Here is a 15,827-nt window from a genome sequence, read left to right on the forward strand (position 1 = left end):
AGTTTTAGATTAGGACGTTAAACTTAATTCAAACTGAATAGATGCCTTGATTTAAGCCACCATTCTTAAAGCCTGTTCAAGACCTCGTTGTTTAATAGCTGCTCCCATACCGAACCATGCAGAGTCCAGACGATGATCTGTACTCATAGCACGACGTTCATGGTCACAGAATTCGGTGATTGAGCAGAGTAATCCATACGCCGTATCTTTGGCTGAACTCAGTTCTGCCCCACGCCCATGTCCGTTAAACATAGTCATGACTTTTGACATGGCACGTCCATTCGGTTCAGTTTTATTGTCTGATCGAGATGAGTTCGCTTGATTTGACATAGCAGCATTTCGATAGAACTGAATAATACTTTCATCCTGTTCAGCGATACTTAGATTGCTATTGTTAAAGACTGCATCAAAGTAAGCGGCAGCTTCTTGCTGAGTCACCTTGCGCTGACTCAGTTGTTTCATTTCATACATGTGTTCATCCCATGCACGGACTGAAATACCGAGTTGCTGTTTCACTTTATCTGCATCAAATCGGGTGCTATGCGGAACCTTGACCACACCCGTATTCCCTTGCTGTCCACGTAAAGCGATCGCCAAAGTGTTGTTACACACTACTCTAATACTGGTGAATTGAGCCGTCGTCGCAAGCGTCCCATCACAAGCTGTAGCCAAGAGAATATAGCCATTGCTGACATCCTTGCCCTTAAGTGCTGCACTCTGTCCAGTCTTCGCCAGTGCCCAGAATTTCTTACCACCTTTGAGTACACCTGCGGTTTCCAGTTCAAAACCAGATTGTTCAGTGAGGTCTCGATAGAATTCCAGAATTTCCATCGGCTGTACTTCTTGAAAGCGTTGACTGACCACGGATAAAGGTGCATGCGTATCCGAACGGTAAAGTACACGCTGCTCCTCGAAAGGCATGATGATGCTTTGTCCCCGATGGTTCTGTGCCATGTAATTGACATCCGAAGATTCAATCCGCCAATCCATACCTGCCTGCTGTGCCCACACCTCTAAAGGTTGATTCGGTGTCAATTGATTACCCAAACCATGCCAAGGAGTTTGTCCAGTGAATGCCATTGTTTCAACTAAATGTGCCATAAGATATGTCCTTTAATTCTGCTAATAATTGTGTATTGCTCAGTATTTAGATGTGCTGATGTTTGACCGGGTTTGATCTGCTAGTACCAGAATTACTCCACCTAAGGCTGCACCTGCTACACCACCGAGCATCGCTGAAAAGCCCATCGACTTGGCAAGGTTCATGCCCAATATCGCCAAAGTTGTGGGTGCACTAGCCAGGCTGAGTTGCGGTGGTTGTGGTTCTCGAAAGCGAGGACTATACGGTTCTTCTTCTGTTTCCAAATACGACATGGTTTTTCTCCAATGTTTGAAATGACTGTTTAAAATGCTGTTGCAGACCAGATTAGGACGCTGCTTGGCATTACTTCATTTCAGTAATATGTATTTGAAATAATTTGGAATCGTATGGCTGGTTATTTTTTACTGGGTTATACAGAACATCAGGACAAATCGAATTGACCTATGAAATCGTTATGATTATGATGGGCTTGCTGACCCACATGGTCAGTCGGTTTTAGCAGACCGTTTACCCAAAGCACACTAAAAAGTCTATCTTTTTGGTGGGCGACCCTGCGTCTCCCCCTCTGCGGCGGAACGGGAGGGGGACACCTTCGGGTGTGCTGATCTTTTTGGGTATCAGTCTGCTAACCCCTTTTCGTTTCGCCACCATTATTTAGCAGTGATGTGGTGAAACTTCTTTATACCCAAAGGAGTCAATCATGACTGTTTTTTATATTTCTAAATATTCTTCGCCCTTTCCTTCTTATCATGGCCCATCGCCACATAAGACGGGTCATTTGACAAACTAAAGCGATCTGCATCACAGCACCTTTGTCGCTGATCAGGCATTTACTTTTCTAATTTTTCAATGAGATTCAAATCATTGATGTACTGCTAAGCCTGAAATGCAGCATTGCTGCCTGTCTGCACGTCCTAAAAATCAATAAACAACAATAATCAGGATTTAATTTTAATGAACAACCGAATCAAAGCATTTTTACAGTACAGTGCTGTCACAGCCTGCTTATCCATCACCTCACTTTGTCATGCTGATATGAATAAAGTCATCGCCCTCATTAATGAACCTTCCTCAGCACCCACAGTTAAACGCTGCGAAGGCAATGTAAATTGCAATGCTTTTGTGGCAATTAGCAGAGAATGGCAAATTATTCCTAAAGATGATCGATTACGTTATTACATCTATAGCGGTGATCTGAATGCCCTTATTCGAGAAGGTAAGGATTTAAAAGAACAGAAGTTAATTGATATTGATGACTTTGCTTATCAGGTCTTTGATTATCATGCCGAGAATATCAATGACAGATGGTTGTACATCAAAGGTATAGCTGTTCTGAAGTACGTCCAACGTACCCAGTTTGGTTCTCAGTAACCAAGCAATCTTTGTGTCATCCATTCTCGAATTAAAGGAAACTCTGTCATGAAACAGATCTTCATTACGGCTGCCATTTTAACGACTCTAACAGCCTGTCATAAAATACCAGAGCCTTCCTCGCCAGATATTACAAACGAATCAACCAATACTCCTACCCAAGATGATTCCAAGCAGCAATTGAAAGAGCAGGAAGCCGAAGCTGCTGCCATTGCCCATGATCGTTATGATCCAGACAGTATTTATGCAGGTGCTGATAATACTGATATCCCCCCACCTCAACTTAAGCGCGAGCTGCTACCAAGTGAAGCTGTAGAAGTTAAGTTCCGCCCTATTGGTTCTCCTCCGAACTTTATTGTGGTCACACAAACCATTTATGACACCACTCGTTTGAAAGTGGTCTCTGAAGTGAACGATGTCATTGATAAAGTCGAAATGGACAATCCACACTGTAAAGTCATTGGTCTAGAACCATTTACAGCTAAATTTCCAAATGTGTCTTATTACGGAGATGTATTTAAACTTGTTTTAAAAGGCTGTACTGCTGAAGAAATCAAAGAAGTTTATCTGTATACCACACATGGCAAGCTTACTTATCAAGCCCTTGCCGAAGAATGATTGCTTTATAACAAACACAAGCCATTCAAACCCTATCCTCTGTTTATGCTCATCCCATTATTGAATCAGCGCAAAATATTCAAGGTCCTAAATGGGTAAGAACAGAGGAGCATTTCTAGGAGTCAGGAGTCAAGTATGTCTAGCACTAAACTCATGCTCCCTTTTATGTTTTCGATCAATATGCTTACTGCCTGTAGTCACGCTGTTAGGTTGGGCGCATCTGCGAAGTTAGTATCACATTGGCTAATGATACATATGCTGATCCACTATTTGAACGTACAACTTCTTGACCTCACATAAAGCAGTGGAACTGTGATGAGCGACTTAGACACAGTTTCAATATTACGGTTGCCTTTGCGATATTGCTAATCACCAAGGCAGCCATAATCCAACTCTTTACGAAAAAACTTCACCACTCAACCTTGTGTGACGTTCACGCTAGCCAACATTACTCACTATCTAGCTCTCGTAAATCTGCGCAGAGATTGGTCAAAACTTCAAAAGCTTCGATGGAGGTTTCACAGCTATTTCGATACGTCAAACCCCACTCCTCCTCATAAAGTTCAAATTGATGCTTATCTAGAATACCAATCAATTCTTCCGTACACGCCTTAAAGTTAGGAGTGTTAAAATCCAATAAATACTTATTGTCATACGCAACAGTTACCACATATTCTTTTTCCTTATAAGTCCAAGATTCAAGACATGCACATGAGTAATGTGAAGTACTTTTAACGTCATAGTATTCAAAGGATTTAAATGGTGAAAACTGTTCATCACTCTGCTTATACTTTAAATAAAAAACTCTAGAATTCAGTTCACTATGGTAGTGATTTCGATATAACTCCCCAAGTAAAAGGATAGTATTTCCATCTTCATAAATAAACCCTTGCCGACAATACTCAAATAACGCCTTATATTTAATAAAGTGTGTTTTCCAAACAGCCAATTCAGGATTCTTCAAAGCTTCACTGCATATAGACTGTAATGAGTCAACAATATCATTAGCATCAAAATTTGGATCATCAAAAACAGCTTTTACATAACTTTGCCTTTTTTCCCACTGGTCATTAGCTGTCATTGATATTCGTAGCAACCGCTTCCAGCTATGATCACGATCAACGTTATTTCTAGTACCTCGTGTACTCAGCAAATTTTTCCACCTAGAATCACTGCCACTGGTAAAATACACGCCTTTGCTTAAAACAGCCCTCTCCCAAAGATAGTCATAATCGGCAGAACTCACAGCAATTAAATTAAATAGTTTGCACCCTTTTTCGGTATAGTTTTGGAATTCTGAAAAATACACTGCATCTTCTGCGAATGTCCAATCACAGTTTTTATTCTTCCGATAAAAATCCAATATGCCTGAGAAGTTAAGCGCAAAACCAATTTGACCTTTAAAAAAAGAATGCTTTTCCATAGCCCAAATCAGTCTTTTCCATTCATCTGACTTCGCCATCAAGTGAGCTTTGATTCGCTCTTCAAGAACTTGTGCAGGCTGAAATCCTGCAACATCATTATTTTTTTTAAGAATTTCTAATATAGATTCATCGTGCTGACTCAATGCATGAATTGAAATAAGTGCTCTCAGATAGATATCAGCGCTATTAATGATCGTATTTTCGGTGAGGTTGTAGATGACACGTGACCAATCCACCAACCCTGCTAAATCTTTACCACTAGCCAAATAACTGTAAAAAGCAAAAAAACGCAATTTCTCTGGATAGCTAGTATTATCAGCTATGACTTTCTTAAAAGTATCTTCTTCATCGTAATAATCAGAATCATCTAGATAAATTTTTATTCTTTCACCCGCTAGATCCTTATTGTAGAGAAGATCCATCATATTTATCAGATAATCCACTAATTCGGCACTAAAACAATTTAAATCCTCATACTTAAAAAAAGACAAAGCCTTAAGCTTACCGCCCGAACCTAACAACCCACCCAACCGTTTTGTTAGAGTCTCTGAATTTTGTTTTTCAATAAGACAATAATTTGCAATGATCAAACGTATAAAGTTCATCAACTTATCATCAAATGAAATTTCGCTTAACGCTTCATTATGATATCCCCAAAACATATCCGCCCAATCTGTATCTATCTTGTGCACAAAATACTGATAGGCATCTACAGGCTGATGGACTTTCCCCCCAAAACTCAATGTATAAACTGATACATCACTTTGAAATGACTTAATATATTGCTCAAATTTTGCCTTAAAATTTTCAAAATCTGTTAGAGGTTTTCCGCGTGCATTCATCTTGATATATAAATCATCAGATAAATTAAACTCTTTTAGATCCAAAAATAAAAAGGTAATGATAGGTTTTTCTTCATCAATCAATCGTTCAAATAAATCAGGACGACCAGCAAACTTGGCATGTATGGAATCCAGCATATTAAGCATCGACTGAATGGTAGGATCATTTAACCATGACAAATGAAACCATCCACGATTCTGAATCGTCTTTGACAACGATTTTTCACTTTCTATATCAAGCAAGCACTGCATATCAAAATAATTACCAATCAGTGCATCACAGAAATCACTTGAACTAGCACGTGTTTCATATCTGAAGAGTGACTTGCCATTTTTATAAAGAGCTTTTCTCAAAAACTCAGCTTGATCAGCAATGTGTGCCAAATACCAATGCAGTAAAAATAATGTTGTTAAGCGTTGCTGTCCATCTAAAGGTACAAATCGAAATGAATCACCTACTTGAATCAGACTACCGTAGACAAAGTCCAAATCTCTATTGGGATTACCTTGAACCAAGTACTGCTTTAAAGCGTCTAAAAAGGATGCTCTAACAGCATATTTAGATGCTCTACCTTGTGCATAATCACGCTGAATAATTGGAATTTCTACAGTATATTTTTTTTCACTAAATAGTTTAAAAAAGCTTAAGCGCTCACCGGAGTTTGGCAATATATTTATATTATTCATGCTTTTCTCTCCTGATCGGTATCTGACAAATATTCTTTTAATAACTGTTTGAGTGCTTCCAAATAATCCTCTGCATCAGACTTCTGCCAATACCTGACTTCTCCTAGTTTCTTACTATAAAACTTAAGAAAAACATTTTTAGTGCAAATAGGTATAAAAATACCATTTTTGTCATTATGGATGATTCGTTTCCGCTTAATCGGAAACATTGCATTTTTATAACTTCGGTTCGTTGTTGCATCTAACAATGCCAAGTTGCCTATTCCATTTGTCCAATCCTCTCCTCGCTCCCCTTGAGACTCTTTAAATTTTTCCGCTACTTTGTTATACAACTCGTCAAAAAACACACTATCTATATTTTCAGATGCAAGGACTTGGCAGAGGTCAGCAATGATGCTGCGCTCATCTTCTGGATACTCCTCCAAGCAAACATTTTGATGATTTCTCGTATTGGTAAAATATTCCAGAATATCCTCCGACCAATCTAACCTAGACTTTCCTTCTATTTTTTTATCTGTTTGAGAGCGTATGTGTTCAATATCCCAATTTTCCGTTTTATAGCGATCAAAAGGAAAACGTATATCAGTGTCTTTTGTTGAGAGTAGAGTCTCAATATTTGAAAGCAGTAATACCTTGCGTATAATCGCATCCCCATACGTAAGTTCTTCTAGGCTCTTCACGACTTTTCCTTTTGCTTCCTTTTTTTCTTCTTTGATCTCTTTTTTTATTTCTTCTTTCAAGTATTTTTTGAATTCTATTTTCGTTAGGTTGTTTTGTTCAGACTGAGTTTTAAATTTACTGACTCGCGGTTCACTTTTATTAGACTCACGTCTTGATGGTTCGCAGGCAATCAAGAAACCAATTAAGTGATATAACTCACGATCTCGATACCACTCATCAAACGTGAGAAAATAATCCTTCACTGATTTCCATAGTCTATCAATTACCAACACGCGATCTTCGTCATTACTGGCTTTAAATACCTCATTAAATTGATGGAATGTAAAAAAATCTTCTGCCCCTAAAGGTTTTTTTTGCATGAGGTCAAATATATATTCTATCCGTGTATCGTACTTTGCCCCAATGTCCTCGTTATAAATAAAAGACCAAAATGAAGACTCTTGCAAACATTGCTCAATCTGGTCCCATTCTGTAGCAATTTGAATTTGCTTTAAGCTGGCTTTTTCCTGCTCAAAATTACTACTTTGTAAAAACAAGGCTTTTACCAGTTCCGAATTGGTTAGTGGGATTTTTCCAATATTGATCCGAGAAAATACATCAATTGCATAATCATTGTCTTTGCATTCATCACTTAAGTCATACCAAATAACCTGTACTGAATGTTGTTCATTTGGCTTTGCCAATAACGTGGCTAAAAATTTATTATGATCAGTATAATCTAGCTCTTTAAACCAGTGCTGCACTGCTTCATGTGCCTCTGCGATATGATGGAAGTCTTTATTTTTCCTTCCTTCGTATTCATCAATATTTTCCAGAAAATCTTTACTACTCTTCCGTGTCTCATACTCAAGTGAAAAGATCGATTTTTTATAAGCCTCTTTTAACTCACGACGCAAATGTTTTTTTTCTAAATAGTGCAAAATAATATAGAGGGTTGTCAGGCGTTGCTGACCATCCACAACCTCCCACTGATCATCATCTTTTTTTAATACGACGATAGGCTGTAAACAGTAGAATGATGGTTTGCCACCATTTTTTTGACTAAACTCCCAAATATCATCTAAGAGTTCTTTGACTTGAAGTTTAGTCCAACGATATCCACGTTGATACGCTGGTATATAAAATTTCTCACCTAACAGCTCATGAATTGTTTTTAAGACCAATTTGTTGGTATTACTTTCCATTTTTTCAGCACCCATACATTCCCCAATTTTATATACCATGTCATCAATTACTGCATCATGCTTTATTTTATCAATGTTTTATCCTATTCACACTGCAAGAATCATTTAAAATGATTTGAGATTATCGATTAAGAATTACCAATTTCAGATTTCATGCTGCACTACTGCAAATAGCTAAGCTAATGATTTAAGTTTAAGCTTTTTTAATCATTTATTTAAAATCTCTTACCCTCCATAAGATGCGTAATACTGTAATACATTACACATCTTATGTTTCCACCTAATATCTCTTTAAGCGCCATAACTTAGCTTTTAAAAGCCCTCCTACGCTTATTAATCTTATACTGCCCTCTGCCAAAGCTACGCATATCCTTAATTCTTGCGCGAAGATGTTGGTTATCTTTTTCTGGATTCACTAAATACATTGCAGCCTCAATCGCATTCTGTATTTGTTCAGGTCTACTCCTATAAATCATACCAATACCCAACTTGCCCTTCCGTAGAAGTTGCTCCTTGTACTCAGGGGAGTTAGAGATAAAGTAATAACCTTGGTTAGCCGTAATCTCACTCCAACATTGCCCAACCTGTATAGCCATACCAAAATCTTTTTGGTGTTTATGGCCATCGTAGATAAGTAAGACATGACAGTGATAACCCTTAGTTGCTCCTTGTTCTAAAGCCCATGCATAACCTTGTAGACCTTTAAAACAAGTATCTTGGTTTTGCACTCGATTTATAAAAGTGCGTAGATAGACATTAAATTGCTCAATATCTACAGTATGCTGATGTTTTAGCTCAACACTCAAATCTATACGAATAAATAAAAGTTTGGAGTAATGTTGAGTTAGTTGTTGTAGATACTCGCGAAGACTACGCTGATTACGTTTTTCTTGAGCCTTTAATTGGATGATCTCAAGTGCAATATTTAACTTCCCGTAATGTAGTAACTCTAATAAACGAGACATTTGCATAGGAGTAAGATGCCTTACAACAGAGATATCTTCACCATTCAACATTTCATCAATAGCTTTCGTCAAAGAATGAAAGGTTTCAACACTTTGAGCATATCGTAAGTGGGATTTATAGATTGCCTTAAATCGAGGAATAAGCTGCATTAAACCATCTTTAAAATCTTGCTCACTGTATCTCTCATATGACACAGAGATAATAAAGCTTTCTATATCAACCAATATTTTAGACTCATTAAGAGTAGGATTAGATGCATCCATATGTGTTTCCTAGTTTATATTGAAGACATATAACTAGGAAGTTATTCAAGTTTTACAGAACGTACTTATGTTATGTAATAAGTTGAGTAGATACAATTAATTATGAATGGATATAGATTGAGTAATAATTATTAATATAATAAGGATATATTCATTATATTAATAACCCACTTATCCTTATAAATAAAAACACCTATTTACTAATATTTAAATTACTAAATCGCCCTTAATACCATTGAAACTTAAGATAGCTATGAAAGCTAAACTTGCGTTAGTTTTTTTAATCAGTGATAACAAGTATTACCATTACCCCATGCTTCAACTCTTCAACTCTTCAACTCTTCAACTCTTCAACTCTTCAATTCTTCAACTCTTCAACTCTTCAACTCTTCAACTCTTCAACTCTTCAACTCTTCAACTCTTCAACTCTTCAACTCTTCAACTCTTCAACTCTTCAACTCTTCAACTCTTCAACTCTCAAAATAAACCATTGATATTAATTAAATTAATAAAAATATAACCACATGTATTTCGCTAATTATTCTTCAATATAGAAAATATTCCACACTAGTATTTCATATATTTATCCAATATAATTCTACCAGTCGTTCTACATGTAGATATAAATAATGAGCAGATTACAAGGCAAAGATGCCCAAAACATAGTCAAAGACAAACGTGGTTTTACAGATCGTGAGATAAATTGGTTTTGGTACCATAATCAACATTTCAGACATAACCCATATGTTCAATACAGTTCAATGCTAGAAAAAAGACAAATCGTTCATGCATATTTTGATCTTGAAAAAGATGGTGAGTATTTTTTAAAAAGTTCATTAATAAATAAAGATAAATTTCTAGTTAATGAAAGTTACTTTAGTTGGATCGACAAACACGATGACAGATTATTAATATTCACCATAAACACAATAATAAAAATGAATTTAACAACACCCCCTATTGTCAAAACAATAAACAACTATGAATATTTTTTAAATTTAATTGACAATTTAAATATAAATAAAGATCTAAAAATATCACAACTAATTGAAGCAAGATCAACTTGGTCAAGTCATAAAAGCAAATCAAAAGATACAGAATGGATTAAATATAACGACAGCAAACAAATTGAATGGGCCTGGGAGTATATTAAAAAAGGAGGTTATCAACCTTTCTTTCCAACACCTCCAATTAGTGAGCACCAAAAATACCTGTATACACTTTCCACCATCGATTTAATTGGACATATAAACAATACTGAAGCTAAAGAATTATTCTTAATTAAAATGAAAAAAACATGGTCACAAAAGAAATATAGAGATGAAGGAAAAATCAAAAAACCTTATCATATTCCTTTAACCAAAGTTCGACATGAGGAGTTAAAAAAAATGTCTGAATTATTTGAAAAATCTATACCTGATGTTTTAGATTTCATAATTGATAAAACATATAATGAATGTATGAGGGATAATGAAGATAAGTTGAAAGAATATTAATGATTCAACTTATTAATTTCTTTCATCTCGAAATTTAAAAGTATCTCAGTTAATAAGTCAGGTCTCTTTCTTAATAAATTTTTTATCACTTCAGGCTGATAGGCTGTATTAAATGGAAGTTTCTTCTTCAGCAAAATTGACGGGTCATCCATCAGCAAGGCATTTTGAAGCTCTCGGCATGTAACTCTTAGTTGTCTAATTTTATTGATATAGGTCTGCTTTCGAGTTGCAGTTATTATTAAGCCTGAACCTAGTTTATAACTTGGTGGATTTACTTTAAATTGTTTGAACTCTTGTTGAAGCTCTTCTAGAGTTCTCATTTTTTCTTCTAATTGGGTTGTTATCCACTCCTTATCAAATTGCTTAAGTACAGAGTCTAATTCAGGCAAGATACTCTCTACAGCAGCATTCAAATTATTCCACTTTCCTTGGGTTTGAGCTTTATTCAGCATAAAATCAAAAATCACTTGATGCTTTTTATATAAATTCTTTTGATACCGTTTATTTGCTCCACGCGCTCCTCTTATTCTAATATTAATTTTATTACTAAAGAGAACATCTACATCCATCTCAGCATACAGATTAATTATTTCTTTGTACGCTTTTTTTATTTCTTTATCTGAGAGCTCATCAAATTGTTCTATCAGCTCGAAGATGAGACTTAAAACCTCTAAAAAGTCATGGCTTGAATAAGTTTTATTATATCTTTTAACAATAATAGACTGCTCCATGAGCTCAACAATTTGTTGTAACTCCTCCTCCTTAAAACTCCTCTGAATCTCTTGCAAATAAGCTAGATTTAAATCATCCCTATCGGGTGCTTCGACATCGTGCTCATATCCAGCTTTCGTACAGTAGTTAAGAAATCCTTGGCACACTTCAAACAAAAAAGTATATAACTCATCTATATCAACATAGGCCATACTACCACCAAATGTATATTTTGTTATTTATCAACATCTAATCATATCACTATAGTTAAGTTATTAATTACTTAACTTAAATTATATAACTCTTAAATTAAAATTATTACGATAAAAATATCAATAATTAGCAAATGTAGGAAAACTTATTTATGGGAGCTTTAAAGCTTAGTACATCAGATTACTTATTTATTAGATATCGATCTATGACGATTGAACTAATGACAATTGTCTCAGACTACTACCCACATCTGAGTAAGGCAGAAGCCTTGAGAAAAGCAAACAACTGTGAGTTTCCTTTCTCAGTGTTTAAAATAGATAAAAGCAAGCGTGCGCCTTTTCTGGTGCACGTCAAAGATCTTGCGGATGTTTTAGATAAACAATATTCAGACGCCTCAAAAGACTTTGCTACGTTTCATCAATGAGGCGTAGCACCTCTTCCAACTGCATAACGTTTCTTCTAGCTTTTACGGAAACATAACGCTGCAAACTGCTCCAAGAATCATGCAAGCTTACTTTTTGAATTTCAGGAATTGTAAAGCTTTGTTCTGCAAGTCTAGTACACCCTTCATGTCTTAAATCATGAAAACGCAAATCCTCAATTCCAAGCATCTTGCATGCCTCTCGAAATTCTTTACCTAAACTCTTCGCATTCAGAGGTAAGAGTAGATTCTCATTATGACCTAATTTAAGCATTCTGCTACGGACTTCATCATTCATTAAGCGTTCGATAATCATTTTGCACGGTTCTAAAACATCAAAGGTTTTATGATTTCCCTTCGAACCATTAGGATTTTTCAGGTCATGAACTTTCCAGGACGAATGATGTTGGTCGTAATCATCTAAGCTTAAACGGGTTAATTCTGCTTCACGTCTACAAGAAAAGATCGCAAACCAGATCACTAAATGCATCGGGTACTTCGTCCCATATCTATTAAGCTTCCAACGTTCTAAAAAATACTTTGTTAAAGCAATCAACTCTGCATTCGTTGGTAATCTATCTCGTTTCTTACTCGGAGAGATTTGACGTGTTTTTCTCAGTTGGGCTGTAGCCTTATCAAAACTATTTAAATCAATATCTATGTCCCACATTACAGCAGCATGAGCCAAGACACCACGAATATGAAGAAGTTCATGTTGCTGAGTACTTGTTGCAATTGGATCTAAATCTAGGTGAGGAATCCCAGCTTTTCTTAATGCAACATGATCGGCCAAATGTACTGATTTTATTTTTGTGATAATATTGCGCGCTATCGGAAACTTCTTAATTAAGTTTAGAGAATAGCGTTTCGTCCTTCCGTACTCGCTCCCAACTTCTTCCAAATATTTATCAATGGCATCAGCCAAGGTTAGGTCTATTAGTTTTTCTTTGCCTAACAAAATATCTGGATTTTCTTGAATCTCAACTTCTCTTTTCTTAAGCCAGTTTTCCGCCACTTTCTTTGAATGGAAAGTTTTGCTTTCAGAAAAGGCTGGATATCCCTTTCGATTGATTCGGATCGCTGCACGGTAACTCACACTGCCATCTGCACCTTTTCTAGCTGTAACTGAACCCATAATTTACACCACAAACTATTTTTCGCATTATGGTGTAAAATTTGGTGTAAATGCAAACAGCAAAACTCATATTCACAGGTGTTACCATGCGTTTACGCAGATTCAAATACTAGACATAAAGGTATGATTTTAAATGAGTATTAACAAAAACCTTGAAACAACTGGTAATCCAAGAATCAGTGTAGCACCGATGATGGATTGGACAACGAAAGATTATCGTTTCTTTGCGCGTTTGTTTAATCCGAATATTGTCTTATATACCGAAATGGTCACCACTGGTGCAATCATTTATGGTGGTGCAAATCGTCATTTAGACTTCAATAAAGAAGAACATCCAATTGTATTACAGCTCGGGGGTTCCAATCCGCAAGAGCTCGCAACTTGTACCAAAATGGCTGAAGACTGGGGCTATGATGAGGTCAATTTAAATGTCGGCTGCCCAAGTGATCGCGTACAAAATAATAAAATCGGCGCATGTTTAATGGCGGAGCCTAATCTTGTTGCTGAATGTATTCATAGCATGCAAAAAGCTGTGTCAATTCCTGTGACAGTCAAACATCGTATCGGGATTGATGACATGCAATCCTATGAAGAAATGTTGCATTTTGTCGATACAGTCGCTGCAACAGGTTGTACCCACTTTATCGTGCATGCACGTATCGCGATTTTGCAAGGACTATCACCAAAAGAAAATCGAGAAGTGCCACCGCTACGCTATGAAGATGTCTATCGTTTAAAACAAGAGCGCCCACATCTTACTATTGAAATTAATGGTGGTATTAAAACCTTTGATGAAACCCAACAACATCTACAACATGTGGATGGTGTCATGATTGGACGTGAGGCGTATCATAATCCTTATCTGCTCGCAGAAATGGGACAACTTTGGAATCTAGAAGCCCCTGATCGTTTTGAAATTATGCAACAAATGATGCCATATATTCATCAACGTGTTGCTGAAGGTGCACCATTATCGATTATCACACGCCATATTCTGGGTTTGTTTCAAAACTTGCCAGGTGCGCGTAAATGGCGTCAAGCGTTAAGTGGTGGGAATGCAAAAACCATCAATGATATTGAAAATGCAATCCAAAATATCCAAGCGGCCATGCAACGCACGGAAGATTATATTCAGGCACAAAAGTGTGATTAAAATCACACTTTACCCTTTTATTCAATAAAAATGAAATATTATTTTACAAATCATTTTATTTAAACTAAACAAACCTCAAAGGCATGAAAAAAAAAAGAATTATTCATGCCTCTATTTTTATAAGTTATCCACAACACCTACCAAATGATACATTATTACATTACAAGTGACTTTTCAGATGATTTTTCGCTTACCATGTCTTCCGCCAAGAGTCTGGCATTAAGTCTGGTTATTTAGAAATGCGATAGAGTTTGAAGATGATTTATGATGCGCCCTCAGTTGATCACAGCATGGTACACACCCCACCTCATCAATTGATTGTGACCACCCCAAAACAACCTGATATAGATGTCATGGCATTTGCACAAAAGTTAACACGCAGAGCGTCTTATCGTAGCTCGTCTCAATGTGCTAAATTTGTCAGAATTGCTTTGCAATCAGCGGGTGCTAAAATCGTTAATCATCCTGTTGCCGCCTCAGACTGGGGTAGAACTCTACAAGAAATTGGTTATAAAAAAATTACACCTGCTTTTGATAACCCTCAAAAGGGTGATATTTATATTATTCATCGCACAAAAAAACATCGTTACGGTCATATTGCCGGCTTCTCAGGCACTCAATGGATCTCTGATTTTAAACAACGTAGTCATGAAATTTATAAAGATAAAAATGTGACATATAGTTATTACCGTTTAGGTTCAAATTACATCTAATTTAAGCAAGGGCTGAGATCATCAGCCCTTCTTTGCATCTAGCTTTCTCAAAACCTCTGCAACTGCCACCATCGCAAAACTTGACGTCACCACCACGGCTGAACCATAGCCACCACAACGTAGACCAGCACTTGGACACACCTCTGCGCTCGAAAATGGATTATCGATCGAATATACGCAAGTGATGCCAAATTTCTCTTTGGGCTTTTTGCAAATCCCCATAGAACGAAGTTGTGTACGCAACTTTGCCAACATCGGATCTTGCTCGGTCTTCGACAAATCTGCCACACGAATTTTCAGTGGATCTAGCTTACCGCCTGCACCGCCCGAAACAATCAAGGGAATCTTGTTAAAGCGACAATGCAACATCAAGGCAAGCTTGGCTTTGACGTCATCTATACAATCTAAAATAATGGTGGGAACTGGATCTAATATTTCTTTGACATTTTCAGGTGTGAGGTAGTCATCAATCACATTCACTTTCATGCGTGGATTAATCTGACGGCAACGCTCAGCCATCACTTCAATTTTCTCTTGTCCCAGTGTCGAACTCATTGCAGGCAATTGACGGTTAATATTCGATGCCGCAACGACATCCATATCCACCAAAGTGAGCTCACCAATCCCTGTACGTGCCAGTGCTTCGACTGCCCAACTTCCTACACCACCAACACCGATCACCATCACATGACTGTTTTCATAATGATTAAATGAACTTTCTCCATAAATCTTTGCCACCCCAGCAAAACGGCGCTCATATTCATCATTTACAGGTACATCAGTCATAACAGTGGTGATCTATACATTTCAGCAAAGCGCTATTTTAACGTGTTTCACATGGTTTGGG

General features: G+C 36.8%; 14 protein-coding genes. 6 read left to right on the top strand and 8 right to left on the bottom strand.

Going from position 1 to position 15,827, the window contains the following annotated elements; translation table 11 throughout:
- Window positions 1–51: 51 nt before the first annotated feature.
- Window positions 52–1,101: a DUF932 domain-containing protein gene (locus DK207_RS06460; protein ID WP_109440466.1), complete on the bottom strand. Its 1,050-nt coding sequence runs from the start codon at window positions 1,099–1,101 to the stop codon at window positions 52–54.
- A 39-nt stretch (window positions 1,102–1,140) separates the two neighbouring features.
- Complete coding sequence (locus DK207_RS06465) at window positions 1,141–1,374, bottom strand: hypothetical protein (protein WP_109440467.1); 234 nt, start codon at window positions 1,372–1,374, stop codon at window positions 1,141–1,143.
- A 682-nt stretch (window positions 1,375–2,056) separates the two neighbouring features.
- Between DK207_RS06465 and DK207_RS06475 the strand changes: the two genes are divergently transcribed.
- Both DK207_RS06475 and DK207_RS06480 read left to right on the top strand, forming a co-directional pair.
- Window positions 2,057–2,473, top strand: coding sequence for a hypothetical protein (locus DK207_RS06475; RefSeq protein ID WP_109440468.1), 417 nt, complete (start codon window positions 2,057–2,059; stop codon window positions 2,471–2,473).
- A gap of 48 nt (window positions 2,474–2,521) precedes the next feature.
- On the top strand, window positions 2,522–3,091 hold the full coding sequence (locus DK207_RS06480) for a hypothetical protein (RefSeq protein WP_109440469.1): 570 nt from the start codon (window positions 2,522–2,524) through the stop codon (window positions 3,089–3,091).
- A gap of 448 nt (window positions 3,092–3,539) precedes the next feature.
- Here DK207_RS06480 and DK207_RS06485 read toward each other — a convergent pair whose 3' ends face one another.
- The 3 genes from DK207_RS06485 to DK207_RS06495 form a co-directional block, all read right to left on the bottom strand.
- Window positions 3,540–6,044, bottom strand: coding sequence for a DUF262 domain-containing protein (locus DK207_RS06485; RefSeq protein ID WP_109440470.1), 2,505 nt, complete (start codon window positions 6,042–6,044; stop codon window positions 3,540–3,542).
- Window positions 6,041–7,924 (bottom strand): DUF262 domain-containing protein, encoded by a 1,884-nt coding sequence (locus DK207_RS06490; RefSeq protein ID WP_171293640.1) that lies wholly within the window; start codon window positions 7,922–7,924, stop codon window positions 6,041–6,043. The genes DK207_RS06485 and DK207_RS06490 overlap by 4 nt, the downstream gene beginning before the upstream one ends.
- A 290-nt stretch (window positions 7,925–8,214) precedes the next feature.
- The gene (locus DK207_RS06495; RefSeq protein ID WP_109440472.1) at window positions 8,215–9,138 is read right to left on the bottom strand and encodes a YagK/YfjJ domain-containing protein; all 924 of its coding nucleotides are present in this window, start codon (window positions 9,136–9,138) and stop codon (window positions 8,215–8,217) included.
- 629 nt (window positions 9,139–9,767) lie between these two features.
- Here DK207_RS06495 and DK207_RS06500 point away from each other — a divergent pair.
- Window positions 9,768–10,634: a hypothetical protein gene (locus tag DK207_RS06500; RefSeq protein ID WP_109440473.1), complete on the top strand. Its 867-nt coding sequence runs from the start codon at window positions 9,768–9,770 to the stop codon at window positions 10,632–10,634.
- On the opposite strand, the gene DK207_RS06505 is transcribed toward DK207_RS06500, so the two are convergent.
- Window positions 10,631–11,557, bottom strand: a complete 927-nt coding sequence (locus DK207_RS06505) for a hypothetical protein (RefSeq protein WP_005051550.1) — start codon at window positions 11,555–11,557, stop codon at window positions 10,631–10,633. The genes DK207_RS06500 and DK207_RS06505 overlap by 4 nt on opposite strands.
- Before the next feature lie 152 nt (window positions 11,558–11,709).
- Here DK207_RS06505 and DK207_RS06510 point away from each other — a divergent pair, with 152 nt between their 5' ends.
- Window positions 11,710–11,982: a pyocin activator PrtN family protein gene (locus tag DK207_RS06510; RefSeq protein WP_005051547.1), complete on the top strand. Its 273-nt coding sequence runs from the start codon at window positions 11,710–11,712 to the stop codon at window positions 11,980–11,982.
- On the opposite strand, the gene DK207_RS06515 is transcribed toward DK207_RS06510, so the two are convergent.
- Window positions 11,966–13,114: a tyrosine-type recombinase/integrase gene (locus tag DK207_RS06515; protein ID WP_109440474.1), complete on the bottom strand. Its 1,149-nt coding sequence runs from the start codon at window positions 13,112–13,114 to the stop codon at window positions 11,966–11,968. The genes DK207_RS06510 and DK207_RS06515 overlap by 17 nt on opposite strands.
- Before the next feature lie 133 nt (window positions 13,115–13,247).
- Here DK207_RS06515 and dusA point away from each other — a divergent pair, with 133 nt between their 5' ends.
- On the top strand, window positions 13,248–14,267 hold the full coding sequence (dusA, locus tag DK207_RS06520) for a tRNA dihydrouridine(20/20a) synthase DusA (protein ID WP_109440475.1): 1,020 nt from the start codon (window positions 13,248–13,250) through the stop codon (window positions 14,265–14,267).
- A 257-nt stretch (window positions 14,268–14,524) separates the two neighbouring features.
- A complete protein-coding gene (locus DK207_RS06525) occupies window positions 14,525–14,980 on the top strand; it encodes a CHAP domain-containing protein (protein ID WP_109440476.1) in 456 nt (151 codons plus the stop codon).
- Between the two features lie 21 nt (window positions 14,981–15,001).
- Here DK207_RS06525 and DK207_RS06530 read toward each other — a convergent pair whose 3' ends face one another.
- Window positions 15,002–15,766: a ThiF family adenylyltransferase gene (locus DK207_RS06530; protein WP_109440477.1), complete on the bottom strand. Its 765-nt coding sequence runs from the start codon at window positions 15,764–15,766 to the stop codon at window positions 15,002–15,004.
- Window positions 15,767–15,827: the final 61 nt, after the last annotated feature.

The sequence above is a fragment of the Acinetobacter haemolyticus genome, assembly GCF_900406815.1.
Taxonomy (GTDB): Bacteria; Pseudomonadota; Gammaproteobacteria; order Pseudomonadales; family Moraxellaceae; genus Acinetobacter; species Acinetobacter haemolyticus_A.

What these genes read in the sequence shown, in the direction of transcription:
- DK207_RS06480 (WP_109440469.1), top strand. Translation starts at nt 2,522, where the DNA reads ATGAAACAGATCTTCATTACGGCTGCCATTTTAACGACTCTAACAGCC.
- DK207_RS06475 (WP_109440468.1), top strand. Translation starts at nt 2,057, where the DNA reads ATGAACAACCGAATCAAAGCATTTTTACAGTACAGTGCTGTCACAGCC.
- DK207_RS06485 (WP_109440470.1), bottom strand. Translation starts at nt 6,044, where the DNA reads ATGAATAATATAAATATATTGCCAAACTCCGGTGAGCGCTTAAGCTTT.
- dusA (WP_109440475.1), top strand. Translation starts at nt 13,248, where the DNA reads ATGAGTATTAACAAAAACCTTGAAACAACTGGTAATCCAAGAATCAGT.
- DK207_RS06460 (WP_109440466.1), bottom strand. Translation starts at nt 1,101, where the DNA reads ATGGCACATTTAGTTGAAACAATGGCATTCACTGGACAAACTCCTTGG.
- DK207_RS06530 (WP_109440477.1), bottom strand. Translation starts at nt 15,766, where the DNA reads ATGACTGATGTACCTGTAAATGATGAATATGAGCGCCGTTTTGCTGGG.
- DK207_RS06495 (WP_109440472.1), bottom strand. Translation starts at nt 9,138, where the DNA reads ATGGATGCATCTAATCCTACTCTTAATGAGTCTAAAATATTGGTTGAT.
- DK207_RS06500 (WP_109440473.1), top strand. Translation starts at nt 9,768, where the DNA reads ATGAGCAGATTACAAGGCAAAGATGCCCAAAACATAGTCAAAGACAAA.
- DK207_RS06525 (WP_109440476.1), top strand. Translation starts at nt 14,525, where the DNA reads ATGATTTATGATGCGCCCTCAGTTGATCACAGCATGGTACACACCCCA.
- DK207_RS06510 (WP_005051547.1), top strand. Translation starts at nt 11,710, where the DNA reads ATGGGAGCTTTAAAGCTTAGTACATCAGATTACTTATTTATTAGATAT.
- DK207_RS06515 (WP_109440474.1), bottom strand. Translation starts at nt 13,114, where the DNA reads ATGGGTTCAGTTACAGCTAGAAAAGGTGCAGATGGCAGTGTGAGTTAC.
- DK207_RS06505 (WP_005051550.1), bottom strand. Translation starts at nt 11,557, where the DNA reads ATGGCCTATGTTGATATAGATGAGTTATATACTTTTTTGTTTGAAGTG.
- DK207_RS06465 (WP_109440467.1), bottom strand. Translation starts at nt 1,374, where the DNA reads ATGTCGTATTTGGAAACAGAAGAAGAACCGTATAGTCCTCGCTTTCGA.
- DK207_RS06490 (WP_171293640.1), bottom strand. Translation starts at nt 7,924, where the DNA reads ATGGGTGCTGAAAAAATGGAAAGTAATACCAACAAATTGGTCTTAAAA.